The following is a 26,472-nucleotide window of genomic DNA, read 5'->3' on the forward strand; positions in this document are numbered from 1 at the left end:
CTCTCATGACAAAACTACATAGCCACTTGCGGCGTTGCCGTCTTTTGCTCTCTTGTGCTGCCCTGTGTGCCGAGCTGGATTAGCTCTACTTTGTAACCGTCCGGGTCTTCCACAAACGCAATCACCGTTGAGCCATGCTTCATCGGTCCCGCTTCACGAACCACTTTGCCGCCGCGCTGCCGAATCATGTCGCAGGTTCCGTAAATATCATCCACGCCGATCGCAATATGCCCATAAGCATCGCCCAGGTTGTACTGCGACGTGCCCCAGTTATGGGTTAGCTCCAGCACCGTGTGGTCTGCCTCATCGCCATAGCCTACAAACGCCAGCGTAAACTCTCCGCCCGGATAATCTTTCCGACGCAGCAGCTTCATTCCCAGCATATCGCAGTAAAACTTCAGAGATTCATCAAGATTGCCAACACGCAGCATCGTGTGAAGGAGTCGCATAAGGTCTTTATCTCACTTGCTTCTTTCCTATCCTGCCACGATCGTCTCCCCAACTCATCCCCCTTCTTACCCATCCACTGATCCACCCATCCATTCACCCCTCTCTTCCCCGCCTTTTATTAAAATGAAGAAAGAAATTGAGAAATATAACGATCGAGCAGGAATAAGAAGCGCATGGCTCCAGCAGTGCTGATTGAAAAACTTCAGAAGCGATATGGCTCTGTCGAAGCCGTTAAAGATGTGTCGCTACAAGTTGAACCGGGCGAAATTTTTGGCTTACTGGGACCCAATGGAGCCGGAAAGACGACAACGCTACGCTGCCTCTGTACTCTGGCAACCCCCGATGCCGGAACGATCGAAGTTTCAGGAATTTCAGTTTTGGAAAACCCACGATTAGCGCGGCAAAAATTGGGCTATGTGGCTCAGGAAGTTGCGCTCGATAAGGTTCTTACCGGGCAGGAACTGCTTCAGCTTCAGGCAGCGATCTACCATATTCCGGCAAGTCAGGCTGCCGCTCGAATCGACCAGGCACTCTCGCTGTTAGGACTGCAAGACTGGGCAGACAAGCGAACCGGAACTTATTCGGGCGGTCTGAAAAAACGAATCGACCTAGCAGCCGGACTGCTGCACCAGCCAGATGTTCTCGTATTAGATGAACCAACAGTCGGATTGGACATCGAAAGCCGCGTGATTGTCTGGGACTTTCTGCGACAGTTGCGATCGAATGGAACTACCATTTTGATTACCAGCCACTATTTAGAAGAAATTGATGCACTTGCCGATCGCGTCGCCATTATCGATCGGGGTGTCGTCATCGCGGCGGGAACTCCTTCGGAACTCAAAGATCGGGTAGGGGGCGATCGAGTCACATTACGAATTCGCGAATTTACCCCCGTCGAAGAGGCAGAGAATGCGAAAACCATGCTGCGATCGTTGCCCTTTGTGCAGGATGTGATTGTGAATGAAGCCCAGGGCAATTCCCTCAATCTGGTGGTTGATCCCCATAGCGAAGCGTTGATCACAATTCAGCAGGCACTCAAAGCCGCTGGACTGCCCACGTTTGGCATCTCGCAGTCGCGCCCCAGTCTGGACGACGTTTATCTGGCTGCTACCGGACGCACCCTTCTGGATGCAGAACTTGCCGCTGCCGGAACCCGCGACCCGAAGCAGGAGCGTAAGCAAAATATGCGCTAAACCTCTGCGTCGCCGTCATCTATCAGCGTTTCTACGTCCTGGACAATGCCGCGCAAAAGCTGCTTCTCGGTTCGGCGTGAGGGGCGGCGATATTTTTTTGTTTGAAGCTTTGGTTCGACTTCGATTTGTCCTTCTCCGCCAATTTTGACTTTAGTGGTTGATTCTGGGTCGCCTGTTCGATCGATCGCCTCCTGTCGGGCAATCACTTCTTCAAGGAACATCAGATACAGGTCATACCGCTCCCAGTCGCCCCGAACGGCGCAGTTTGGCTCATCTCGGTGCAGGCAATCGCTAAACTGACACCTTGCTTCGCTCAGACGTTGACGGCATTCTGGGAAAAATTGGGCTAATTCGCCCGGAAGACAGTCCAAATCGGGTTGATTAAATCCGGGCGTATCGGCAAGCAATCCCCCGCCAGGAAGCTGAAATAGTTCGACGTGGCGAGTAGTATGGCGACCGCGCCCCAGTTTACCGGAGACTCTGCCCACCCGCAGATCGATCGCCGGAATCAAGGCATTAATTAAACTCGACTTCCCTACGCCGGATGGTCCCGAAACAACGCTCATCCGATCGATTAACCTTGCTTCCAGATCTAGCAAGCCCAAGTTACCCCGGACACTGATCATCACCGGATCGTAGCCCCAGTCGTGCAGCCGATCGCCCCATTCTGCTCGTTCTGCTTCGCTCACCAGATCTTTTTTGTTGAGACACAGGCAAACGCCCAAGCCCGTTGATTCTGCCTTCACCAAAAAGCGGCTGAGCTGCACCGGATCGAGCGTGGGTTCGGCAATAGCAAACACCAGCAGAATTTGGTCGGCATTGGCGATCGGCGGACGATCTAGCTCAGTCTGCCGGGAAAATACTTCGGCAATTGCGCCCCGTTTTCCTTCCCAGTCGGGTTCCTCGATTCGGACTTGATCGCCCACCATCACCTGCTGACCAATTTTTTTCAGGCGAGTTCGGCGGGTACACAAAAGCTGCTCGATCGGCGGGTCAGAATCACCCTGGGGTTGGTCGAGCTGCACAAAATAGAAATTTGCCTGCACTGCTAGAACAGTTCCGGTCAGGGCAGATTCATCAGAAACGGGTGCTGATGGGGGCTCTGATGCGGACAATGGCTGATTCAGCTCAGCACTCATATCAGCACTCATAAGAGATCACTCAAGAGATCACTCAGTCGATGTGGCTGGACGACGCACCCTCAAGGCAAAAAACTCGCTGCGGTCTTCGATTTGCTCAATGCCGTACCCTTCCATTCGGAGGCTATCAGGAACCTGCTCGATCGGCTCGCCCGGATCAAGCCAGACTTCGAGCAGCGCACCAGGAGTCATGCGCTCTAGTCTGAGCTTGGTGCGAACGAAATTGAGCGGACAGGGTGTTCCCCGCAGATCCATCTGAGCGTCAGGCTGAAGGTTCGTCGTCATCCGCGAAATAGCCCTCCAAGAAACCCTTCAATGCCGCCGCCTTTGCTGAGCCGATCGCCCCGGATTTTCACTAGCTTATCGAGCAGTTCCCGTTCCTCGTGGGTGACACGGGTGGGAATATCAATCTTCACCGTCAGCAAATGGTCGCCTCGGCTATCGGGATTACCTAGCCTGGGAACACCGTGCTTTTCCAGGGTAACAACGGTATTAGGCTGAGTTCCAGGGGCGATCGTTACTTCGGTTTTGCCGTCTACCGTATCGACTTCGATTTTGTCGCCCAGGATTGCCTGCAAATAGCTAATCTTTACTTCTGAGAGGATATTGATGCCGTCGCGCTGGAAGTGGGGATCTTCATTCACAAACAAATAGACATACAAATCTCCCGCCGGACCGCCGCGCTGTCCCGAATCGCCTTCACTCGACACTCGTAGCCGTGTTCCGTTATCGACCCCAGGCGGAATCGAAATCTTCAGCTTCTTGGCTTCCTGCTTCTGCCCGTTGCCGCCGCAGACTTCGCACTTCTCCTCAATGACCTGCCCGTTGCCATTACAGGTTGGACAGACTGACACTTGAGTAAAGCTGCCAAAAGGGGTACGGGTTGCTCGACGCACTTGCCCTGCCCCATTACAAGTCGAACACATCCGGGCTTGAGTGCCGGGTTTTGCCCCCGTTCCACTGCACGTCTCGCAGCTCTCCAAATGGTTAATGCGAATTTCCTTATCGCCGCCAAACACCGCTTCGCGGAAGTCCAACCGCAAATCGAGCCGCAGGTCTTCGCCGCGTACGGGTCCAGTGCGCCTGCGCGTTTGCTGTCCGGTTGCGCTGCCCGAAAAGCCGCTAAAAAAGCTTTCAAAGATATCGGCAAAGCCACCAAAATCGCCAAAGTCCTGGAAACCTGCTCCTGCTCCAGAGCCTACGCCTGCTTCACCAAAGCGATCGTACATTGCCCGCTTTTCCGGCTCCGACAGAACTTCGTATGCGTGGTTAATTTCCTTAAATTTCTCTTCGGCTCCAGGGTCTTTGTTGACATCCGGGTGATACTTTCGCGCCAGCCGACGAAAAGCACGTTTAATTTCCTCCTTGTCCGCGCTTCGAGAAACACCAAGGATTTCATAGTAGTCCGCCATAGGGCACTGCTCTAGAGAGTAGAAAAGGAATTGGAAATTGACAGAGATGGATTCAGGCTAATGATACCTGAGATTTGAGCCATTTCAGCGACTCCCTTTACCATCCTAAATCACGCACCTAGTCAACTGCCTCATAATCTGCGGCGATCGTGTCATCATTTCCAAAATCGCTGCTGTAGCTGTCCATCATTTCGGTTGCTGCTTCCTGACCGTTTGCCCAGGGAGACGCGCTACTGTAGGCAAAATCTTCGGATATGCCTGGGTCTTCAGTAATATCTGCCCGCTGGTAGACAGACTGACCGATCGACAAAAGTGCTTCCTGGAGTGCATTCAGACAGTTCCGCATGGTTTCTACCGTGACTGATCGATCGGCGATCGCAGCCCGAAGCTCTGCCACCCTTTGAGCTGCCATCTGCTTTTGGGCATCGTTAATCAGCTCACCGTTGTCCCGCAACGTTGTTTCGTAGTTGTAGAGCAGCACATCGGCCTGATTTCGCAGTCCTACAAGCTGCTGACGGCGGGCATCGTCTTCGGCAAACACTTCGGCTTCCTGACGCATCCGCTCAACCTCGGCTTCGCTCAAACCGCCCGTATTGCTAATTCGCACACTCTGGGCGCGTCCTGTTCCTTTGTCGCGGGCAGCCACCTGCAAAATGCCGTTAGCGTCGATCTCAAAGGAAACCTCGATCTGGGGCACGCCCCTGGGCGCAGGCGGAATTCCCGCAAGCTGGAACTTACCCAGACTTTTGTTGTCCTTTGCCATTGCCCGTTCGCCCTGGAGGACATGGATTTCCACCGAAGTTTGTCCGTCGGTTGCGGTTGAGAAGGTCTGGGTTTTGCTCGTCGGAATCGTCGTATTGCGTTCGATAATGCGGGTGAACACTTCTCCTAGCGTTTCGATGCCCAGGGAAAGGGGCGTCACATCGAGCAGCAGCAGATCCTTAACTTCGCCGCCTAAAACGCCTGCCTGAATCGCGGCTCCCAGCGCGACCGCCTCATCCGGATTAACCGATCGATCGGGCGTTTTACCGTTAAAGCAGTTCCGAATTGCCTCTTGCACTGCGGGCACTCGCGTCGAGCCGCCCACCAGAATAATGCGATCGATATCATCGGGAGTGAGATCGCAGTCTTTAAGGGCTTGCGTCACGGGGTCGATCGTCATCTGAATCAGGTGTCCGACCAGTTCTTCAAACTTAGCGCGGCTTAGTTCAGCTTCCAGGTGCTTGGGTCCGGTTGCGTCGGCAGTGATAAACGGCAGGTTGATCGTCGTGTTCAGCATACTGGAAAGCTCAATTTTGGCTTTCTCTGCCGCTTCGCGAAGTCGCTGAAGGGCCATTTTGTCCTGAGACAGATCCACGCCTTCCTGTTCACGGAAATTGTCGATCAGCCAGCGCACCAGCACATTGTCAAGATCATCGCCGCCCAGGTGGTTATTGCCCGAAGTCGCTTTCACTTCAAACACCCCATCACCAAGCTGAAGAATGGAGACATCAAACGTGCCCCCGCCCAGGTCGTAAACGAGAATGCTTTGATCTTTGTCCTGTTTGTCTAAACCATAGGACAGGGCTGCTGCAGTTGGCTCGTTAATAATGCGAAGCACTTCCAGTCCGGCGATCGTGCCTGCGTCCTTCGTTGCCTGTCGCTGTGCGTCTGTAAAATAAGCGGGAACGGTAATCACCGCCTGGGTTACAGGTTCCCCCAAATAATTCTCGGCATCCTGCTTCAGCTTCTGCAGGATCATGGCTGAGATTTCTTGAGCGGTAAAGTTGCGTCCCCGAATCTGAACGTCCACGGTGTCGTCTTTGCCGCGCACACAGGTATAGGGAACGCGCTGCCGCTCTTCCTCGGTGTCATGCCAGCGGCGACCGATAAACCGCTTGATACTGAACACCGTATTTTCTGCATTGGTGACTGCCTGCCGCTTTGCCAATTGCCCCACAAGGCGCTCACCCGATTTGCCAAAGCCAAGGATACTAGGAGTCGTCCTTCCGCCTTCAGAGTTTGCGATGACGACGGGTTTTCCGCCTTCCAGGACTGCAACGCAGCTATTGGTTGTGCCCAGGTCGATGCCGATAACTTTTCCCATAATCCGTGGTTACTTACTGAGAGTGCGAGTAAATGAACGCATCAAATAGAGATGAGGAAACCCGTGGGGATGCATTTGAGTTTCTTTTCACTCCTTGCTCAGTATTCCGCAATTTTCGGGAAATACGATCAGCTCTTTACCAAATTGTTGAAGAGCAGCGATCGGTTGAGCACTGGCTTTGCTTGAACTCAGCCTCTTTTCAAAGGAACTCCAGACGGTGCGGACGGATCAGCAGTTCATCGGAAGATCATGAAGCCAGCATTTAGCCCGCCGTAGATTCCTCGCCGAGTCCCTCTGGCGCAGCCGCAACTTTCACCATCGCGTGACGCAAGACTTGATCGCCAATGGTATAGCCCCGCCGCAGTTCTTCAACGATCGTGCCTTCGGGAACGTCTGCGGTGGTTTCTCGCATGACCGCTTCGTGCAGGTTGGGGTCAAACGGCTCATTTTCAACGCGCATCACCGCAACGCCCACTTTTTTGAGGCGATCGACCAGATCTTTGTAAACGCCCTGATAGCTTTTGTGGATTGTCATCTCAGCATCGGTTTGGGGCTTGATCTGCGATCGGGCACGCTCAAAGTTATCTACAACAGGCAGCAGTTCCTTGATCGTGGCGCATTTGATCGTTTGTTCCAGGTCTTCTTTTTCTTTCTGCGTCCGTTTGCGGAAGTTGTCAAAATCGGCAGCCAGCCGCGCATATTGGTTGTTGCGATCGTCGAGCTGAGTTTTGAGCGCGTCGAGCCGCTGCGTTAACTCCTGAATCGTCGTTTGAAGCTCAGACTGAGGTTCGGCGGCAGCAGCCTCGCTAGGGCTAAATGAAGGATCTGGATCAAGGGTAAAGGTTTCGGTTTCAACGCTCGGTTCAACCGTCACTTCTTCTGGCTGAGTTTGAGTATTCAGAGGATCAAAGGGTTGGTTCACTTCAGCAGACATTGGCTTATTTTCCACTTGCTCTAAGGTTTTCAGAGTTCAGCCAATTCGTTCTCCGGCTGCTTCTCCTCTTCCGTCGCCTACGATTGTGCTTTAGCAACAGAGTCATATCGTATTCTAGCGGTGGGAGGTATCGGAAGCTATGCGGGGATTACGACAAGCGATCAGTTCGGCAAAAATTCAAAAATTCGGGCTAACTTTTCAAATGTTCTTTTGAAACGATCGATGCAAGCAACGACGAGCTCAGGAAATTTTCTTTTAGAGAATACAAAAGCAGGGGGAACCGCTTGAGAATTTTATTGGTTTCAACGCCAGTCGGGGCATTAGGGTCAGGCTTGGGCGGCGGGGTCGAGCTAACCCTAAGAAATATTGGGCTGGCACTTCAAGAGCGCGGACATTCGATCGTAGTTATGGCTCCACAGCATTCGGTTTCGCCTGGCTTAGAGATCTTGCAAATCCCCGGTGAAATGCAAACCACCGCTCAGACTCAGGGACGAAATGCCCTCGTTACCCTTCCGGCGAACTCAGTGCTAGCTAACCTTTGGGGAGCAGCGTATCAGCAGCAGCGCGATTATGACATTGTGATCAACTTTGCCTACGATTGGCTGCCCTTTTACCTCACGCCGTTTTTTAATCGCCCGATTGCCCATCTGGTGAGTATGGGATCGCTGACGGACGCGATGGATCACGTCATTGGGCAAACCCTCGATCGATTTCCGGGCAGCATTGGCGTTCACAGTCGGGCGCAGGCAGAGACGTTTCCGTTTGGTAGTCAGTGTCGGGTGCTGGGCAACGGCTTGGATCTGTCGCTGTATCAGTTTTGCGCCAAGGCAGAGGATGAGTTGGGCTGGGTCGGACGCATTGCTCCAGAAAAGGGAATCGAAGATGCGATCGAAGCCGCTCAGCAAGCCGGACTTCCCCTCAAAATCTGGGGCGCGATGCCTGACCCAGACTACTGGCGATCGATCTACCAGCGTTATCCGAATGCCAGCTTCAGCTATGAAGGGTTTCTGACCACAGGGGAACTTCAGCAGGAATTAGGGCAGTGTTGTGGACTGATCATGACCCCAAAATGGGTGGAAGCGTTTGGCAATGTGGCGATCGAAGCTTTAGCCTGCGGTGTACCCGTGATTGCTTACCGTCGGGGAGGTCCTGCGGAGATTGTGCGGGACGGGGAGACGGGCTGGCTGGTGGAGCCGGATAGCGTTTCAGGTTTAGTTGCCGCAATCCAAAAGCTTGATAAAATCGATCGCCAAACCTGCCGTCAGACCGCTGAACGAGTATATTCGATGCAGGCAATGGGCGATCGGGTGGAGGGGTGGTTGCGGGATGTCTTGGAGAAGTGAAGCTTATGCAATGTCAAGAACTGCAATGTCAAAAACCTGCTCCTTTACAGCCCGGCGATTTACTGCGGGTGATTGCTCCCAGTGGGGCACTGCGGGAGTTTGAGAGCTTTCGGCACGGGGTGGAAATCTGGCAGTCACGCGGTTATCGCCTTGAGCTGAGTTCAGGCTATGACGATCGCTGGGGCTACCTGGCAGGCAAAGATGAAGGGAGACGATCGCAGCTTTTAGAGGCACTGAAAGACCCGGACTGTCGCGGTATTCTCTGTGCCAGAGGTGGCTATGGTGGGGCGAGGCTGCTGGAGAACTGGGGCGGCTGGCTCGATGACCCCAGATGGCTGATTGGATTCTCGGATATTACCAGCTTGCTCTGGAGCCTTTGCCGTTATGGAATTTCAGGCGTTCATGCGCCTTTACTCACGACGATCGCGGCTGAGCCAGCCTGGTCAATTCAGCGATTGTTTGATTGGGTCGAAGGGCGCTCGATCGAACCGCTTCAGGGTACAAGCTGGGTTGAGGGAACCGCGAGCGGAATTCTGCTGCCTGCGAACCTCACCGTTGCCACCCATTTGCTGAACACGCCCGAACAGCCTGTCCTCACCAATGTCATTCTCGCGTTTGAGGATGTGACCGAGGCTCCTTACCGAATCGATCGAATGCTGACCCAGTGGCGGATGAGTGGGGCATTCAGTCAGGTGAAAGGGATTGCGGTGGGACGGTTTAGCCAGTGTGATCCGCCGCCGAATGTGCCTAGTTTTAGCGTGGAGGAAGTGTTACGCGATCGCCTGGGCGACCTGAAAATTCCAATTCTGGCAGAGCTTCCTTTTGGGCATGACGGGGTGAATGCAGCCCTGCCTGTGGGGGTAATGGGCAGGATAGAAGGCGATCGATTGTGGGTGGAGGAATCGAGTGGGAATGATGGGAATTAACAGTGAGAATTAACAGTGAATTGCTATAGCTCTATTCCAGATACAGCAAAAGGGGCAGTCTGCAAACTACCCCCAAAGAAAGCTGTGATTTTATTTTAGGAAATGGAATGCTCCCCCAAACATAATTTTCAGAAGATTGAGGATTTCAAGAACATCCTTATCCAATGAAGTTTTGTTCTGCTAATCGCTGAAGCGCGATCGTGGCAGCCGCAGAGACGTTGGGATGGCTGTCTTTTTCAAGGTACTTCAAGGCAGAAATGCTCTTGGGAGCGGGCAGGTGTCCCAGTGCCTCTGCCAGTCTTTGGCGCAGAAGCCAATCGTCGGACTGAGCAAAGCGCAGCATTGAATCGACTGCATCAACAGCTCCGATTTCGCCGAGTGCCGCGATCGCTGCCTGGTGTACAACGCCTTCAGGACTTTCCAGCGCATCCAGCAGCACATCACGGGCGCGGGGGTTTTTGAGATTGCCCAGGGCAACGGCAGCACTGAAACGCACCAGCCAGTCGGTGTCTTCATAAAAGGCCCGAACCAGCGGTTCAAACGCACGGGGGTCTTCGAGGTAGCCCAATGCTCCGGCTGCGTCTGCGCGAATGCCGTAATCGGGATCGGATTGCATCAGGCGAATCAGGATGGGGTAGCACTCTTCGGTTTGCTTCACACCCAGCGAGAACACTGCCATCGATCGAATCTGAAGACTTTCGTCGTCCAGCACTTTTTTAATCAGGGGAACCGCGTCTTCTGGCGGGACATTTCGCAGCGATGCCAGAGCAATCATGCGGTCCTTGGAATCTGCGCTTTCAAGTTGGGTGGCAAGCTGGGTCAGGCTGGGATGAGTCATGAAGACTTCCTTTTACAAAACTTTACGTCTCTCTCATTCATTATATGGGTGGCTCCCTGGTTCAGCATTGGGGGACAACCGTACAGCCGCTGAAAGCCCCCGATTCCAGCAGGCTTTGAACCCTGGAAGAGTTCAGCTTCTTCTTAAAATTGGGGTGGCTGAGAGCAACAGATCAACGAATTTGAGCGACCGTAACCCCGGTGCCGCCATCGGTGTGATCGGCCAACTCAAAGCTTTCAACCTGCGGGTGGCGTTTGAGAAAGTCCTGAATGCCCTGCCGCAGCTTGCCTGTGCCGTGTCCGTGGATAATCCAAAGCGACCCTGAATCTGCCCGACCGATCGCCTGATCGAGATCTTGTTCGGCATCGGCGACCCGTTTGCCGCGGAGGTCGATCGTATTGCGAGAGGTGCGGACGGCAGGAGCGGGGGGAGAGGGAGAGGTAGGAGGTTGGGGAGAGGGGGTGGGAGTTGGCTTGGGCTTTTCAGGAATTTCTGGTTTTTCGCCCTGGAGCGATTCGATGTCTGCCAGGGTGACGGTCATTTTCATCAGCCCAAAGCGGACTTGCAGCTCGTTTGCGTCGTTGGGAGCAGTCAGGACTTCGGCGGTTTGTCCCAGTCGCGGAATGCGGACCCGATCGCCTACCTGGGGACGGAAGCCTGATTTCGGCTTGGGTGGAGCCTGACGAGAAGGCAAGCGCTGAGCCGCGATTTGATTCAGGTTATCCGTAGCGCGCTGGGCATCTTGTCCGGTGGGTGTGCCTTTTTGCAGACGGCGAATCACCTGGGCAATTTCACCTTTTGCCTGCTGAATTGCCTGCTGAATTGCCTGTTCTTGCTGTGCCTGAAGCTCGCGCTCCCGGTTTTGCAGCATTTCGGCTTTGCGAGACACTTCCCGATAAAGCCGCTCGGTCTCAGTGACTAACTGCTGAGCGGTTCGCGCTTTTTCTTCCTGCTGCCGTCGTTGTGCTTCCAGTCCGGCGATGACTTCGTTGACTTCCGCCGTTGCGCCCATGCCAACCTGATTTTGTGCGGCTTCTACGACTTCAGGATTGAGACCAAGCCGTTTGGCGATCGTCAGTGCGTTCGATCGTCCCGGAATGCCCCAGAGCAGGCGATAGGTGGGTGACAAAGAAACATCGTCGAATTCCACGGAGGCATTTTCAAAGCGATCGTCTTGATATTTGAGAGCCTTGAGTTCGCCAAAGTGAGTGGTGGCGATCGTGAGGGCAGCGTGATCGGCAAGATGGTTCAGGAGCGCGATCGCGAGGGCACTGCCTTCAGAGGGGTCAGTTCCGGCTCCAACTTCGTCGAGGAGAATGAGGGCGTTGGCGAGGGAAAATCGGTGAGTATCAGTCGCCCGATCGCCCCCTAAATCGCTCAAGTCTGAGGAACTTTGAGCTTCAGTTTGACTGTTCTCTGAATCCCCTGATTCTGGAGGACTTTGAGCTTCGCTTTCGTTGGCTGGCTCGGGGGCTGAGTGGTGGGTCGAAGAGGGTGTTTCGATCGCATCGCTACCCAGTGCCGCCAAAATGCGGCTGATGCGGCGGATGTGCCCTGAGAAAGTGGAGAGGCTTTGCTGAAGGGATTGTTCGTCGCCAATGTCTGCGAGGATTTGCTCAAACCAGGGAATTTCCACAGGTTCGCGGGCAGGAATGAACAGGCCCACTTTTGCCATCAGTGCCGCCAATCCCATTGTTTTGAGCGTGACAGTTTTGCCGCCTGTGTTAGGTCCCGTGATCGCAACAACGCGCAAACGCGGCTGAATCACCAGATCGATCGGCACAACAGATGTTCCCTGTTCATGCTGCTGCTGCCAGACTAGGAGGGGGTGACGAAGCTGGCGCAGCGTGATTTGTGCTGGAGAATCTGAAGATGAATCCTGTTCGGTGAAGGGGATAAACCGGGGCGGGTTTGCTTTCAGCCAGTAGGAGTAGCGAGCGCGAGCGGTTGCCAGATCCAGGGTGGTGACGATCGCCAGCAGTCGTTCCAGATCCTCCTGAACTTCAGCAATTTGCTCAGTAAGTACTCGCCGCACTTCTTCTTCTTCGCGCTGTTCTTGGCGCACTAACTGACGGAGCTGGTTGCCCTGATTCACGATCGAATGCGGCTCCACGTAGAGGGTTAATCCGCTGGTTGAAGTGTCGTGAACCACGCCGGGAATCGCATCTTTATGAGAAGCCTTCACTGGAATCACAAACCGATCGCCCCTCTGCGTAATCAGCGGCTCCTGAATCGCGTTCGACTGGCGTTGCAGGGTGCGGTGCAGCACTTCATAAATTCGATCGCGGGTACTGCGAATTTGCTCCCGGATGCCTGCCAGCTTGGGATTGGCACGATCGGTAACTTTGCCGCGATCGTCGATGCAGCGATGAATTTCCTGCTCAATTTCAGGGTAGGTTCGCAGCTCGGCAACCAGATTATTGAGTACAGTCATGTCTGGCTGGTTATCGATGACGCGGCGGATTTGCCTGGCTCCGTTGAGGGTTGTGGCGATGTCGAGCAATTCCTGCCCTGCCAGAATGCCCCGCAGCCCTGCTCGCTCTAGCGAGTCGCCGATGTCCTGCACGCCATCAAACGACAAACCGCCCGACACCAGCGTTTCGAGCTGATAAACCTCTTTGGTTTGGTCAAGGAGGGTCTGGCTCTGGGCGATCGTCTCTGGAATGGGAAGTTGAATTGAGGCTGTTTTTCCGAGTTTCGTGGCGGCAAAGGTGGCGAGGTGCTGGCACAGTCTTGACCATTCCAGCAGTTCCAGGGTTTCGGCTTGGATCAAGGGCTTTAACGACGTTAATTGTTTTGAATCTTGCTGTCTCTATTTTAACTGAAGCCTCATTCTCAAGGGGCAGAATCCTTCTGGGGAAGGACTTAACTAGAGGTTAAACAGCCTTAATCCGGCAATCAATTTCGCTTAATTTTGCTGTGGGATCGTCAGGAAGGCAATTTCCCTATTATTCACGCCCAATCCTTCCTTAAGCTTATGCCGACGAGACTGCAAATCCTCCATGCCTCTGATTTTGAAGCTGGAATTCCGGCGATCGATGATTCGATTCGGTTTTCGGCAATCCTTAACTACTTAAGAACTTCCACGACAGGACCGTTTGCGGCTCCGGCAGATGCTTTAGCCAATACGCTCACCCTGTCTTCGGGCGATAACTATCTTCCGGGTCCGTTTTTCAATGCTTCCAGCGATCCGCGCCTTAATGGAGTGGGAGGATTGGGAACCAGCAGCGCCCCCACGATCGGACGGGCAGATATCGCGATCCTGAACAACCTGGGCATTCAGGCATCTGCCTTTGGCAACCACGAGTTTGATCTGGGAACGCGGCAGGTTGCAGATTTAATTCGATCGGGCAGCGGCAATCCGGGCACGAATTTTCCTTACCTCAGCTCAAACCTGGATTTCTCGACCGATGAGAATCTGCGCGGTTTAGTGGCTGCCAATCCCATCACCGCCGAAGCCAGCACGATCCGACGGCAGATTGCCGAGAGCACGGTAATCACGCTGCCAAACGGCGAAAAAGTTGGGATTGTGGGCGCAACAACTCCTACGCTTCGCACCATCTCTTCACCCGGAGGTGTGACCGTTCTCCCGTCTAGCCCTACTGACTACGCTGCCTTGGCCGCCGAGATTCAGCAAACTGTGGACGTTCTGAAGGGACAGGGCATCAACAAAATCGTTTTGCTGTCGCACATGCAGCAGCTCAACATTGAGCGAGATGAACTGGCTCCCCGCCTGCGAGACGTAGACATTATTATTGCGGGTGGTTCTCATACGCCCCTGCTCGAAGCCAACGATGCGCCGCGATCGGACGGAGGCAACCCTCCGGTACAGGGCTATCCAATTCAGCGAACTTCCGCTTCGGGTCAGCCGGTGCTGGTGCTCAATACTGACGCAAACTATCGCTATGTCGGTCGATTAATTGTCGAATTTGACGATCAGGGTGTCCTGAATCTCAATAGCCTCAATCCGGTGTTAAACGGTGCTTTTGCCACAGACGAAGCGGGAGTCGATCGCCTGTATGGCAGCAATGTTGACCCGCGTGCGGTAGCAAATCCCAATATTGTGGCGATCTCGGATGGACTGAGAACGATCATCAGCAGCAAAGACAGCACTATCACCGGAAAAACCAAATTCTTCCTGAACGGAACCCGCAACGACGTGCGAACTCAGGAAACGAATCTGGGCAGTTTAACCGCTGATGCTAATATCGCCTATGCTCGGCAGATTGATCCCACCGTTACGCTGTCTCTGAGGAACGGCGGTGGCATTCGAGATAATATTGGCTCGGTGTCTGCGGCTCCCGGCGCAACAGATGCAGACGATGTGCAAAAGCTGCCGCCCCAGCCCAACTCGCTCGCGCCCAACAAACAGGCAGGCGATGTGTCCCAGCTGGATATTGAGAACTCGCTGCGGTTTAACAACGGGCTATCGCTGATTACCGTTACCACTGCCCAGCTTAAGCAGTTGCTTGAACATGGCGTGGCGGATACTGCACCGGGCGCAACTCCGGGACGCTTTCCCCAGGTGGGCGGCATGGTGTTTAGCTTTGACCCGAATCTCGCAGCAGCCGAAGATGGGAACGGCAACGGCACGCTGGATTCCGGCGAAGACAGAAACGGCAACGGTACGCTCGATGGCGGACGGCGAATTCGCAATGTTGCCTTGGTAGATGAGCAGGGCAGAGTCACTAGCACGCTCGTGCAGAATGGGGCGATCGTCGGCGATGCAAACCGCACCTTCCGCATGGTGACCCTGAACTTCCTGGCAGGCACGACAGCCGGATCGGCATCGGGCGGCGATGGCTATCCCTTTCCACAGTTTGTGCGCGCCAATCCGACCCTGGCGAACCGGGTGGATCTGACCGGAGAAACCACGGCGGATCTCAATGGCAATGGTGTGATTGATGCGGCTCCCACTCTGCCTGCGGGACGCTTTGCCTTTGCGCCCAGCGGAAGCGAACAGGATGCCTTGGCAGAATATTTGGCACAAGTTGGCTCTTTCAATCAGCAGGATACCGATCCGACGCAAGACACCCGGATTCAAAACCTCAGCGTGCGGAGCGACACAGTCCTGACTCGCGGTCGTCGCTTCACTGGAACAGGTCGAGCAAATACACTGCGCGGAATTGCAGGCGACGATCTTTTGCTGGGCTTGGGTGGAGCCGATCGCTTGTTGGGCGGTAGAGGCAACGATGAGCTAGAGGGCGGCAGAGGCAACGACCAACTGGCAGGGGGCCGAGGCAGAGATATCCTGAAAGGCGGCTTGGGCAGCGATCAGCTCACGGGCGACCAGGGCAGAGATTTCTTTGTGCTGGAAACGGGCAGAGGCCAGGATACCATTCGCGACTATCAACGAGCCGATCGGCTTCAACTCAGCGAGGGACTCCGATTTGGCAGCCTGACGATCGAAGACACAGAGGCTGGAACGCTGATTCGCTTACGGAATGATGTTCTGGCACTGGTACGCGGTGTTTCTGCAAATCAGATTACGCGAGCGGATTTTAGCAGTCCGGCGTAGGAAGCGAGGTTGACGAGAGGGTAGTTTGAGATGTCTGCTCAATCTGCCCTTATTTTGCCTCTGTCCTTAATCTTGCCCTTATTAAGAATGCACCTAAGAATCCATCAAACTGGATTTGCAAAGCTTGCCAGCGTGAGCTTGGTCAGCGTGAACTACAATTCTCCCAGCGTTGCCGGATGGGGTCGGTCGATCGGGCGATCGTCAAGCTGGCAATAAGGGCGAGTGTAGCAAAGCGGCGTTTCCAGGGCGTGCTGTTCCAGAAATTCGCGATCGTTCATCACCAATTCGGTTGCGCCATCGTACACGATTTGTCCATTGCTGAGAACCACCGTGCGGCTACACAGCTCTACCGCTAAATCCAGATCGTGGGTGGCGATAAGCTGGGTCAGGGGAAGCACCCGCAAAAGCTGAATCAACTGGCGGCGAGAGCGGGGATCAAGCTGAGCGGTAGGTTCATCCAGCACTAAAACCTGCGGCTGCATTGCCAGAACGCCTGCGATCGCGACCCGCTTTTTTTCGCCGCCCGACAAATTCATCGCGTTGCGGTTGGCAAATCGATCGGGTTCCAGTCCGATCGCGTGCATAGCGTGCTGCGATCGATGGGTAAGTTCCTTGCCGCGCAAGCCCTGATTCATCGGACCAAAGGTGATATCTTCCCAGACGGTCGGCATGAAAATCTGGTCGTCAGGATTTTGAAACACAACGCCGACAAAGTTTCGGATTGCAGTCAGATTTCTCTCAGTGACAGGTAATTCGCCAATGACAACCTGCCCGGTTTGGGGCAGCAGCAGCCCGTTTAGATGCAGCAAAAAAGTGGACTTGCCAGAGCCGTTTGCGCCGACGATCGCCACTTTTTCGCTAGCACGAATAGATAAGTTAATGTCTTGGAGAGCTTGTGTGCCGTCAGGATAGGTGTAGCAAAGCTGCTCAATGCTAATTGGGTTATGGTGCATTCTTACGGTAAATGACGTTGGGGGTGAACGCAGCAGATGAATTTAGAATCCGAGCAAAACTGCCTGACCGAGCAGCAGCAGCAGAATCATCATGGTAATGGCGATCGTATCGATCCGACCAGGGCGGGGGTGTTCCTGCAGGGGCGGTATGTTTTGATAGCCGCGAGACAGCATTGCCTGATGGATGCGATCGCCCCGCTCATAAGTGCGAACAAACAGCGATCCGATCATGTTGCCGAATACAAGTCGCTGCCTGCCCCGATGATTTAATAGATTACGGGATTGTGCCGCTCGTCGCATCGTGTTAAATTCATCGACCAGCACATTGATGTAACGATACATCGACGCAATGATCGCAATCAGCAACGGGGGCATTTTCAGGTCAGCCAGGGCATTCAGCAGTGCGGGGATCGAAGTCGTCAGCACCAGCAAATTCAGCATCAGCAAAGACAGCAATGCCTTCAGTGCAACGCTTCCCAACACCGTGAGTCCGACCGTGGTCACCTTCAGCCAGCCCCACTGCCACAGCACCGTTCCCCCCTCGCGAAACAGCGTTCCCACAATCACTACACCCACAAAGGTAAACTCGACCGCCACCCGTCTGAGCAGAACAGGCAGGGTCAATCGTGCCGTCAGGATTAAGCTCAATAACCCCAGACCATACACCAGCCAGGTGAGCCAGCGTCCGTTGGGGGTGAGGGCTGTGGCAAACACAAACAGCAAAGCGCAAATTACCCGTGTTCTGGGAATGAGCCGATGCCAGGGGGTCGTTTGCTGGCTATCAATATCCAGATGAAATGCGCCAATGTGGAGCAGCATTCAGCGAAATCCTAGTGAATCGAAGGGTGGAGCAAAGGGAGATTGGGGACTGCAAACAGGCTACTCATCCCCAGGCGGAATTCGATCGATCGGAGCAGGCGCATCGCCTTTGACCAGCAGTTTGCCCATGCTCCAGGCAATGCCAAAGGTTGCCAGGGTTCCCAGCAAGCCTGCCAGCGGTGTAGCAACAGCATCCGGCACTCCGCGAAGCGCGTATTCTTCAAAAATGGAATAAAAGGGTAACCTATGAGCCGGGGGATTTTCAGCCGCTTTTTGATCAAAGCCGTAGTCCTGTGAAACGCGATCGAGTCCGTCAGGATTGCTACTGGCAAACGGCGAGAGAAACACGGCAATCAAAAGAGCCACGCTGAGTCCCAGTACGGTGAAAGCGCGATTGCGAGAAGACTGACGCATAGCAATATTTCCTTCAAACACTCAGATTGAAATTGATAAAGATCGAGTTAGGCGGTGAAGCGCAGAGAATGGGTTGCGATCGTTAGCGAGGAGAAATCGCACGAGGCATCGTATCCATTGCACGACGACGGGGCGGGTCAAACAGCAGGTCTGGGCGGCTGCGCCAGATATAGCTCAGCACGACCAGCGTAATCAGGGCTTCGCCGATGCCGATTAATACGTGCCAGCCTGTCATTGCCGTAAACGACACGCCCAGCGGCATTGTGCCTGACAAAGCAAGCTGAAACGCACAGACGATCGCCGCCACAACGACGCTGATCCAGGCAGCCCCAGCAGAAGCAACTGACATCCCTCGCCAGTGGTTCATGCCGATACTGGAGCGAATTACTTTGTACAGGTAGTAGCCTGCAAAAGTCCCAATCAAGCCCATATTGAAAATGTTTGCGCCCAGCGCGGTTAAGCCTCCATCTTGAAACAGCATCGCCTGCACAATGAAGACAACTGACATCACTAGCGATCCTGCCCAGGGACCCAGCAGAATGCCTGCCAGCGTCCCGCCCATTAAGTGACCCGAAGTGCCGCCCGGAATCGGAAAGTTAATCATTTGAGCCGCAAAGATAAACGCAGCGCAAACGCCCATCAGCGGCACGGTTCGCTCTTTGTATTCTGCCTGTACTTTATTTAGCGACAGCGCGATTAACGCGATCGAAACGACCCAGGTGATTAGGGTAACAGGCAAATTCAGAAAACCATCGGGAACGTGCAGGGCTAACTGCGGGTAATGAGAAAAGCCAATGAAAAAAGGTACAGCTTGAACCATAAATCTGCTGAGACAATTGAAAATATTACGGGTAAATTCGCAAATTTAGCAATTTAATTCAATCCCCTCCTGGGGGACTTTTAAGTAATCTTAAGGAGAACTAAAGGAAAGGAATGCGCCAGAAGTTTAGTTTTAAGTAGATACAGCAAGAAATATTTTGGAGTGAGATTGGTGAATTGCCTTTTATGTATCCGTTTATTGCGTAATTCTAAAAAACATCCATCTTTTAGAAGATTTTAGAAATCCATTCTGTTGCTCAGATTGAACGGCTGCTTGAATTGTTAAAAACCTTGTTGATTTGTTCTGAAAGACTGACATTTGCCAGTGACCGATCGTGCTGCTGCAAATGGTGTGATTCTCAATTCTTTGGGAAGGATGTCTATAGAAAGCTTCCATCCTGATGGATCACCATACAGAAGGAAATTCATAGCAGGAAGTTTATTGTCAAGCAATCAAGAATACAGATGCCATGATTCCTGCTACGTTCTCTAGATTACTTTGAGTTGGTTATGAAAATTTGCCCTGTTGAGCCCAATGCTAGTTCTATCACGATCGGTAAACATCATCGCAGTCCATCAAGCCCTGCTTACTCCTGTCGTTCCTACCGTGCCAGAGCGAGGATTCTGCAGCGGAACGTTGCAGCGCAGTTCCTCCTTGCAAGCAATCGATGTCTAAACGCCTGCTGGCACTCTGATCAAGAGCGAGGGGACGGTTCTCGCTGTCTGGTCGCCTGCTGGCAAGCCGACACGATGTGAATCGGGCAGGTTTTATTCCTGTTCCTGAAACCTGAGCAGCAGCGCACCTAGCGATCGATCCGAACCTGAACCCTCTGAATTTGAACCCTTCGCAGTAAACGCCACTGTCTGCAAGCTTTCGAACAGAGGCTTCACCGTTTGCTCTAGACGCTGCACGATCGGCTGATTGCCATAGCGAGCGCGAAGCTCAGTCCAATCCAGATAAATCTGCGAACGACCCTGACTCGGCGCACCCGCATCTTCAAGTTGGGCGATCATCTGCTGTAAGGAAGCAGGAGTCTCGGCAGTGCTGGCTTCGATGACCTGCCGCATCACTTCAACTGAAGTGGCAAAAACCTGATAATTGCCAAGCTGGGTGTGTAGTCCTTGAACCGTTGCTTCTAGGGAAAGGTTATTTCTCCCCCGGAGCGGCGTGAGCTTTGTCCAGGCAAACACCTCCTGTTCGCCAAGCTGAAATGTGCCACTGCTAAGTCCTTGCTGAGCGGCGATCGCATTGAGCTGCTCCAGTCCTGCTTTTATGTTGGGTGACTGCTCAGTGATAAACGCTGCATCGAACTGCTGAAGCAAAGCCGTTTTGTCAGCCGCATTCGCACCTTGATTTCCGCTGCGGGGAACCAGTGCTAAAGCAAATTCTCCCGGCATCCAGGGAAACAGATCGGCGGCAAACTCTACGCCCCATTGCTGCTGTAATCGATCGATCGCCTCCCGCACCGGAGTTGCCCAGGACGCACCCGACTTCTGGAACTGTTCCCAGGTCTGTCCGATATTGACCCCGCTCAACGCAAAAGCACTGGTTGCAGGCAGGTTTTTCAAAATCGCTTTTGCATCCGCCGCAGAAGGAGCGGGCAACGATGCTGCTGAGTCAGAGAAATCGAGCAAACTTTCGGCGAACCCTTGTGCGGCTGAACCGGGGGCTGAACCGGGGGCGGACAGCAGGCTCAGCTTTGCTAAAATGCCCTGGGATGTGGGCTGCAATGCTGCAATCAAACGGATTTCGCTCGGCTCAGGACGCTGTGCCGTCAGCCAAGTGGCAAACTGGGGCACGTTCACAAACGCCACCCCGATTCGGCGATCGCTCAACTGGTCAATTGCCTGCTCATAGGTGCGATCGGCATTCAAACTCAGCTCTGTCGCCTGCACATTGTTCAACGCCTGCCGCAGCACCTTAGGATAATTGGCAAACAGCACAAATCGATCGCTGACGAGCGCAGTGGTTAAAGACGGCAGTTCCGGGGCTTTGTCTGAATCCGATCGGTGGCGCGGCTCTGGCTTTGCATAAGTCAACTCCACCCCCGCAAACGTCTCTTTTACCTGATTTTGGGCAGACGCTTGACTGCGCCAAAACCGTTGCAGTGAGGCTTTTGCCTGAGTGGGGTCAGCGACTTCGACTGCCAGCAAATAGCCCGGCTGCTGCCCGTTCTCAAAATCGCGATCGACATCAGGATTCATCAAGGCCAGGGTCATTTCATCGGCTGCCCAGGGCGCAATGTCATCGCCATAGCTCAGCTTCGGTTCCCCCAGCAAGCGACGCTGCCAGCGATCAAACTGTGCCTGTACCTGTGCCCGTTGCCCGATGCGAGTATTGGTTAAGCGATATGCCTTGAGCCGATCGGGATTTACCTGAAGCGACAGCATTAGCGGAGCCTGCCGGGAAACAAACAGCGCGGCTTCCGGTTTGCTCGAAATGCGCGTATCGTCGAGCCGCAGCGGACTCTGGCTCTTGAGCCACACTGCCCCAACCACGCTGGCAGAAATCAGAACAAACACGATCGCCAAGAGAACGGTGAGAAAAGGACGCAGCTTCATAGGGAATTTAACGGCAGGGGGCTAATCAAAAGACGCTAAAGACGCTTTCGCATCCTGGAACCGATGCCAAAACTTAGTTTACTCTCGCTGCAAGGCTTTTTTCCTGAATTGCCCGCAATTCCTCCTTCCGGGTTCGACCTACTCCGTTGGAAAGAAGATATCTCACGGTTCCCTTCTTACGATCGGAGCAATCGAAGCGGTTCAGCCATTGACTTAACCGATACTCAACCGAAAACTGCTTCGCGTCATAGAGCGGCAAGCGCTCTATCTCACAGCTCTATTTCATCGTTCTATCGTCATAGTTCTGCGGCGTCAACGTTCGATCAGCAACCTGGAGGGTTCATGCGAATTCATCATCTCAATTGTGGCTGTATGTGTCCTTTGGGTGGGGCACTGTTTGATGGCTTCAGTCGGGGTCTGACGGCTCATCTGGTTTGCCACTGTCTTTTGATCGAAACAAATCAAGGATTAGTGCTGGTAGACACCGGGTTTGGACTGCGCGACGTGCAAGCTCCCCACTCCCGTCTCAGCCCATTTTTTATCTATTTTAATAACATTCAGTTTAAGCAGAAATATACGGCGATCGATCAAATTGAGCGGCTCGGCTTCTCAGCGCGAGATGTGCGCCATATTGTGCTGACTCATCTAGATTTTGATCATGCTGGCGGTCTGGAAGATTTTCCCGAAGCCACCGTGCATCTGATGCAAAGCGAAGCAGCTGCCGCTCGAACTCGGCACGGCTTTATTGGCAAGCGGCGATACCGTCCCGGACAGTGGGACGAAGTGAAAAACTGGAAATACTACGCAGCGGGCGGCGATCCCTGGTTTGAATTCGAGGCAGTCCGCGATCTGGAAGGCTTGCCCCCCGAAATTCTCTTAATTCCCCTGGCAGGGCACACCCCTGGTCATGCCGGAGTTGCAATTCAAACCTCAGACGGCTGGCTGCTTCATGCAGGCGATGCTTATTTCTACCGTCACGAGATGGACGGCGCAAATCGCCAATGCACTCCTGGTCTCCGCGCCTACCAAACCATGATGGAAGTCGATCGCCAAGCTCGCCTCCATAATCAAGACCGTCTGCGACAGCTTTCACGCAATCACAAAAACGAAGTTCGTCTTTTTTGCAGCCATGATGCGATTGAATACCAATCCCTGGCAGAAAAGTCTCAAACGAATCGCTTGATCGAACGTTGACGCAATCAGTAAAACGTTGACAAGATTCTATCTATCATTCTGTTTTTCGATTGTAGAAGCACATTTCTGATCGTGTTCAATCAATCTCATTTCGATGTGCGATGTGAATGGGGCGAACAGGGAATTTTCCATCTAGCCTCTATTAGCGATGTCATCGTCATCGTTGACGTGCTTTCGTTTTCAACTTGCGTTGAGATTGCAAATTCTCGAGGGGCAATTGTTTATCCCTATCAATACAAAGATGATTCAGCAATAGCATTCGCTGAGTCAATTAACGCGAAACTAGCAAACCAGCGTGGTGGCAATGGCTATTCCCTCTCTCCTGCTTCTTTGCTGTCGGTTCCCAAAGGTTTGCGCCTCGTACTTCCTTCGCCCAACGGTTCAGCGTTGAGTTTATCCACTGGAACGACTCCAACCTTAGCCGGATGTCTGAGAAACGGTCGCGCTGTTGCCTTAGCCGCAATGGCTTACGGGCGAAAAATTGCGATCGTTCCAGCAGGCGAAAAATGGAGTGATGGCAGCCTCCGGCCCGCTTTTGAAGACTGGATCGGAGCAGGGGCAATCATTCATTATCTAAGCGGCAATTTGTCCCCTGAAGCAGAAGCCGCCGCGATCGCCTTCCAGGGACTCCAGCACCGTCTAACGCAGCTCATGCCGCAGTGCAGCTCTGGCAAAGAACTGATTGAACGAGGCCTCCCGCAGGATGTTGAACTTGCCGCAGCATTCAATGCGAGCAATTGTGTTCCAACCCTGATTGATGGAGCCTATCTTCATCCTGATCGATCGCAGTAAACACGACTCATCAGTTTGCCCCCTCGCAAAAACCAAAACCCTGCTGCCAGCAGTCCAGCAGTGATCAACAGAGCTAGGAGAAGCGGTACAGGGCGTTTCTGAATTGGAGTATGATTCGCCCCCCTAGCCCCCCAAAATTGGGTGGAACTGATCCTCAAAGTCCCCCAGCATTGGGGAATTTAGGGGGCGATGCGGGGTCTTAAGTTGTGTCTTCATACTTCGATTCAGCAACGCCGCGGTACAGTCTCCTCTGCGATCGAGCCATAGAAAATTTACACGCTTACATTGAAGGCTCTTACTTCTCAATAAATACCAGATCCTCAGGTTTTTCAGTTAACCTCAAGGTTTGACCGTTGACTTCAATCAAATTATCAAACCCCGTAATCTTGCCTTCAGGCAGGACAAGAACGCGATCGTCGTTACTATTGAGGTAGTCGATAAATCCAGATAAATCAACACTGTCATCGTTAATTGCCAGGTAGCTAAGCAAGCGGCGAAATAGCTTCGGCAGAATAACAGCCTCCTCAATGATGGTTTTCAGACTTTCGAGTTCAAATCCGCGATTGGTCACATCTTTTGTCCACAAGCCCAACCCAGCAGAGCGGGCTGATTCAGTTGCAGCTGCCAGAGCCTTTCTCAGGTCAATGTAGAGCTTTGAATAGAACGTGGGATATAGCAAACCCTCGGCAACAAGCTGGTAATTTGCACTCTGCTTCAGGAGATCTTCAGTGACGAAAACAGAGGCTCCATCGCTTTCATCGAGATCTCCGGCAAAAGCAAAGGCGATCGCTCGTCCGTAGATATCAGCAAAGCGAGTCAGAATGTATCCATTCACTGTGTTGGGAGCGGCATCCTGCACAATTTCCTTCGGTCCTCGCCGAATCGTTTTGCTATCAAAGCCCAGCAGATCGAGCAGATGAGCAGCAGCTTTGTTACCGAATTCTTCGGGTTGACGCTGGGTTCCAAATGCACCGACTCGCGCTTGAAAATGGGTTTCCAGTGCGTCGATCGCATCAAGGCGCAGCTGTACCCCTCCTAGGCGATTGGCACGTACTCGGTTTTCTAGCTTTCGCCATAGAGCGGGATTCTTGGGAATAAATCGAACAGAGTCACCGTCAGGGGCAGTTCCTTTAATGGAAAAAGTTCCTTTGATGAGAATAAGGGGCATGGCAACCTCCTGGTAATTGTTGGAGTTGTTAGGAGAATCAGGTAAAGCTTATTGCATTCCAGAAGGAAACCTAAATATGACAGTATCACCTAATAAAAATTTAACTTCTGGTGAATTGATAATAGATTGACAAACTCAATTTAATCTAATGATAATTTGACGACTCACTGATAAAGAAACTATATTTTTCCAATAATCCCTTCTACTATAAAGTTGAATTATAATTTATAGTTCTGGCTTGTTTGGTTAATCAGTTTTTGTTTGCCAGATAATACTGGTTCGAGAGCTTACCTGAACGGCGACACGGCAGATTTTTTGATATCGGCGTGGATGAAACTCATCGTCACAGCCGTCAGTCGATCGATTATTGAGCATTGAGCGATCGAAATTCGATCAGTACAGTTAGACGGAGGACAGGTCTTCTGCCTCTGTTGCGTTCGCTTGAGATACTGAATCGAAAACAAATGCTTAACCTGGAGGACTATCGAGCTGAGGAATATGTCAGCTAAGGGTGGTCGAATGCGGTTGTCGAGTTCTGGTGCGTTCAAGCAATGACTATCGCTTGTTTGGATTGCGCTCGTCGAGAACATCTGATAATTCTTCCAGTAAGTGACGAAGCTGAGACATTTTACGCTGCCCTAATTGTGCTGCCCACTCCGCTTCGACTTGTCGGCTGATTTGAATCGCCATTTGCTGCACTTCTTGTCCTTGATCGGTGAGGCGAATTAACTTTGCTCGTCCGTCCGTTGGATCTGGAATCATCTCGACATACCCATGATTGTGCAAGTATTCAACCAGATAATTCATGCTTTGTTTTGTCATTTGGGCGTTGTCTGCCAGTTCTGTCAGGCGAGAGCCATGGGGTGAGATGTAGCGAAATACATTGCCATGCGCCGGACGAATATCCTCAAATCCGCTCGTCACGACTTTGGAGTAAACTCGATCGAGCAAAACCTCAAAGGGGAGTCGCAGTAATGCACCGATTGTTTTAACCTGCTCTGTCACGTTTTCACGCTGCTCCATTTTCATCATCAACAGTATTGAGTTGAATTAGCGTGGCTCACCCAGTGGTTCACCCAGTGCTTACCCAGTAAGGTGAATCGATCGGGCGAATCAGTAGTCAGTTTGCCTGACTAATATGGTCAGAGAACCTGATGATATTCATCAATGCTACTGCAAGGAGAAACCGTTATGATGATTCACCACATTTCAATTCCGGCAAGTAACCCGCTACACGTTGCTCAGGTGCTAGCAGAAGTTTTTGATGGAAAAGTTGGAATTTTTCCACCGAACCCTGACAGTTACATGGTGGTGGCAGGTGATGAATACGGCACGCTCATTGAAATTTATCCGTCCGATAGCGTCATTGTTCCAGGGCAGGGCGATGGCCAAGCCTGGTTTCAAAAAGATGCTCATGCGGCAAGCTACAGTGCTGTTCATGCGGCAATTTCTGTGCCGACTAACCTGGAGCAGATTGAACGTATCGCTGCACGAGAGGGATGGCGGGTGTTGCCCTGTAGCCGAGATGGCTTATTTGATGTGATTGAGTTTTGGGTTGAAAACCAATTGATGTTGGAGTTGCTAACCCCCGCGCTCGCTCACAAATATCTCAATGCAATGCATCCCAACAACTTAGAACAACTCATGCTGGATATCGCTCAGGTTGAAGCAAGGGCTTAGCGAAGTATGAAGACACAGCTTGAGACCCTGCATCGTCCCCCAAATCCCCTAATGCTGGGGGACTTTGAGGATCAGTTCCCCCCAATTTTGGCTGGCTAGGGGAGCGAATCATACTCCAATTCAGCAACGCCGAAAATAGCTCTAATTGTCACTGAAATTGAACATGAATTTAAAGCTATAAGGAGGAACCACGATGCAAACACAAGCACAAAGTGATTTTTAACTGCACACT

At 52.8% G+C, this 26,472-nt stretch carries 22 protein-coding genes; 7 read left to right on the forward strand and 15 right to left on the reverse strand.

The annotated features are described in order from the left end of the window. Positions 1 to 14: 14 nt before the first annotated feature. Entirely contained in the window at positions 15 to 449 is a 435-nt protein-coding gene (gene gloA / locus NDA02_RS08210) for a lactoylglutathione lyase (protein WP_348247425.1), read from the reverse strand. A 174-nt stretch (positions 450 to 623) separates the two neighbouring features. Here gloA and NDA02_RS08215 point away from each other — a divergent pair, with 174 nt between their 5' ends. Continuing rightward, complete coding sequence (locus tag NDA02_RS08215) at positions 624 to 1,643, forward strand: ABC transporter ATP-binding protein (protein ID WP_190791376.1); 1,020 nt, start codon at positions 624 to 626, stop codon at positions 1,641 to 1,643. Here the strand turns inward: NDA02_RS08215 and rsgA are convergent. From rsgA to grpE, 5 genes are all read right to left on the reverse strand, one after another. Then, complete coding sequence (gene rsgA / locus NDA02_RS08220) at positions 1,640 to 2,794, reverse strand: small ribosomal subunit biogenesis GTPase RsgA (protein WP_348254768.1); 1,155 nt, start codon at positions 2,792 to 2,794, stop codon at positions 1,640 to 1,642. The two genes, NDA02_RS08215 and rsgA, sit on opposite strands and share 4 nt — an antisense overlap. Before the next feature lie 18 nt (positions 2,795 to 2,812). Further along, on the reverse strand, positions 2,813 to 3,067 hold the full coding sequence (locus NDA02_RS08225; RefSeq protein ID WP_348247423.1) for a sulfurtransferase TusA family protein: 255 nt from the start codon (positions 3,065 to 3,067) through the stop codon (positions 2,813 to 2,815). Beyond that, positions 3,064 to 4,194, reverse strand: a complete 1,131-nt coding sequence (gene dnaJ / locus NDA02_RS08230) for a molecular chaperone DnaJ (protein WP_190791378.1) — start codon at positions 4,192 to 4,194, stop codon at positions 3,064 to 3,066. The genes NDA02_RS08225 and dnaJ overlap by 4 nt, the downstream gene beginning before the upstream one ends. Before the next feature lie 118 nt (positions 4,195 to 4,312). After that, a complete protein-coding gene (gene dnaK, locus NDA02_RS08235; protein ID WP_190791379.1) occupies positions 4,313 to 6,280 on the reverse strand; it encodes a molecular chaperone DnaK in 1,968 nt (655 codons plus the stop codon). Positions 6,281 to 6,542: 262 nt separating this feature from the next. Beyond that, complete coding sequence (grpE, locus tag NDA02_RS08240; RefSeq protein WP_348254770.1) at positions 6,543 to 7,214, reverse strand: nucleotide exchange factor GrpE; 672 nt, start codon at positions 7,212 to 7,214, stop codon at positions 6,543 to 6,545. A gap of 296 nt (positions 7,215 to 7,510) precedes the next feature. Here grpE and NDA02_RS08245 point away from each other — a divergent pair, with 296 nt between their 5' ends. Together NDA02_RS08245 and NDA02_RS08250 are read left to right on the forward strand one after the other, a co-directional pair. Further along, positions 7,511 to 8,557, forward strand: a complete 1,047-nt coding sequence (locus tag NDA02_RS08245; RefSeq protein ID WP_348254771.1) for a glycosyltransferase family 4 protein — start codon at positions 7,511 to 7,513, stop codon at positions 8,555 to 8,557. A gap of 5 nt (positions 8,558 to 8,562) precedes the next feature. Further along, positions 8,563 to 9,483, forward strand: a complete 921-nt coding sequence (locus NDA02_RS08250; protein ID WP_348254773.1) for an LD-carboxypeptidase — start codon at positions 8,563 to 8,565, stop codon at positions 9,481 to 9,483. 157 nt (positions 9,484 to 9,640) lie between these two features. Here the strand turns inward: NDA02_RS08250 and NDA02_RS08255 are convergent, their stop codons facing one another. Both NDA02_RS08255 and NDA02_RS08260 read right to left on the reverse strand, forming a co-directional pair. Continuing rightward, on the reverse strand, positions 9,641 to 10,321 hold the full coding sequence (locus NDA02_RS08255; RefSeq protein WP_190791383.1) for a HEAT repeat domain-containing protein: 681 nt from the start codon (positions 10,319 to 10,321) through the stop codon (positions 9,641 to 9,643). A 172-nt stretch (positions 10,322 to 10,493) separates the two neighbouring features. Then, entirely contained in the window at positions 10,494 to 13,094 is a 2,601-nt protein-coding gene (locus NDA02_RS08260) for an endonuclease MutS2 (RefSeq protein WP_190791384.1), read from the reverse strand. Between the two features lie 204 nt (positions 13,095 to 13,298). Here NDA02_RS08260 and NDA02_RS08265 point away from each other — a divergent pair, with 204 nt between their 5' ends. Beyond that, entirely contained in the window at positions 13,299 to 15,839 is a 2,541-nt protein-coding gene (locus tag NDA02_RS08265) for a 5'-nucleotidase C-terminal domain-containing protein (RefSeq protein ID WP_190791385.1), read from the forward strand. A gap of 152 nt (positions 15,840 to 15,991) precedes the next feature. Here NDA02_RS08265 and NDA02_RS08270 read toward each other — a convergent pair whose 3' ends face one another. The 5 genes from NDA02_RS08270 to NDA02_RS08290 all read right to left on the reverse strand — a co-directional run bounded on the left by NDA02_RS08270 (position 15,992) and on the right by NDA02_RS08290 (position 21,406). Next, positions 15,992 to 16,792: an energy-coupling factor ABC transporter ATP-binding protein gene (locus tag NDA02_RS08270; protein WP_190791386.1), complete on the reverse strand. Its 801-nt coding sequence runs from the start codon at positions 16,790 to 16,792 to the stop codon at positions 15,992 to 15,994. 42 nt (positions 16,793 to 16,834) lie between these two features. Continuing rightward, positions 16,835 to 17,611: a cobalt ECF transporter T component CbiQ gene (gene cbiQ / locus NDA02_RS08275; protein WP_190791387.1), complete on the reverse strand. Its 777-nt coding sequence runs from the start codon at positions 17,609 to 17,611 to the stop codon at positions 16,835 to 16,837. A 60-nt stretch (positions 17,612 to 17,671) separates the two neighbouring features. Next, positions 17,672 to 18,025, reverse strand: a complete 354-nt coding sequence (locus NDA02_RS08280; protein ID WP_190791388.1) for a PDGLE domain-containing protein — start codon at positions 18,023 to 18,025, stop codon at positions 17,672 to 17,674. Between the two features lie 82 nt (positions 18,026 to 18,107). Next, positions 18,108 to 18,845, reverse strand: coding sequence for a cobalt transporter CbiM (gene cbiM, locus NDA02_RS08285; protein ID WP_348254774.1), 738 nt, complete (start codon positions 18,843 to 18,845; stop codon positions 18,108 to 18,110). Between the two features lie 767 nt (positions 18,846 to 19,612). After that, positions 19,613 to 21,406, reverse strand: a complete 1,794-nt coding sequence (locus NDA02_RS08290; protein WP_348254777.1) for a DUF3352 domain-containing protein — start codon at positions 21,404 to 21,406, stop codon at positions 19,613 to 19,615. 342 nt (positions 21,407 to 21,748) lie between these two features. Between NDA02_RS08290 and NDA02_RS08295 the strand changes: the two genes are divergently transcribed. Both NDA02_RS08295 and NDA02_RS08300 read left to right on the forward strand, forming a co-directional pair. After that, positions 21,749 to 22,600: an MBL fold metallo-hydrolase gene (locus NDA02_RS08295; RefSeq protein WP_190793057.1), complete on the forward strand. Its 852-nt coding sequence runs from the start codon at positions 21,749 to 21,751 to the stop codon at positions 22,598 to 22,600. Between the two features lie 72 nt (positions 22,601 to 22,672). Beyond that, positions 22,673 to 23,392: a 2-phosphosulfolactate phosphatase gene (locus NDA02_RS08300; protein WP_348254779.1), complete on the forward strand. Its 720-nt coding sequence runs from the start codon at positions 22,673 to 22,675 to the stop codon at positions 23,390 to 23,392. Positions 23,393 to 23,687: 295 nt separating this feature from the next. Here the strand turns inward: NDA02_RS08300 and NDA02_RS08305 are convergent, their stop codons facing one another. Both NDA02_RS08305 and NDA02_RS08310 read right to left on the reverse strand, forming a co-directional pair. Further along, entirely contained in the window at positions 23,688 to 24,560 is an 873-nt protein-coding gene (locus tag NDA02_RS08305) for a thermonuclease family protein (protein ID WP_190793056.1), read from the reverse strand. Positions 24,561 to 25,115: 555 nt separating this feature from the next. Further along, complete coding sequence (locus NDA02_RS08310; RefSeq protein ID WP_190789641.1) at positions 25,116 to 25,583, reverse strand: MarR family winged helix-turn-helix transcriptional regulator; 468 nt, start codon at positions 25,581 to 25,583, stop codon at positions 25,116 to 25,118. A 168-nt stretch (positions 25,584 to 25,751) separates the two neighbouring features. Between NDA02_RS08310 and NDA02_RS08315 the strand changes: the two genes are divergently transcribed. Further along, positions 25,752 to 26,240, forward strand: a complete 489-nt coding sequence (locus NDA02_RS08315) for a hypothetical protein (protein ID WP_242067084.1) — start codon at positions 25,752 to 25,754, stop codon at positions 26,238 to 26,240. The last annotated feature ends 232 nt before the right edge of the window (positions 26,241 to 26,472 follow it).

Origin of the sequence: Leptolyngbya sp. ST-U4 (assembly GCF_039962215.1) — a bacterium.
Lineage (GTDB): Bacteria > Cyanobacteriota > Cyanobacteriia > Elainellales > Elainellaceae > Leptolyngbya_A.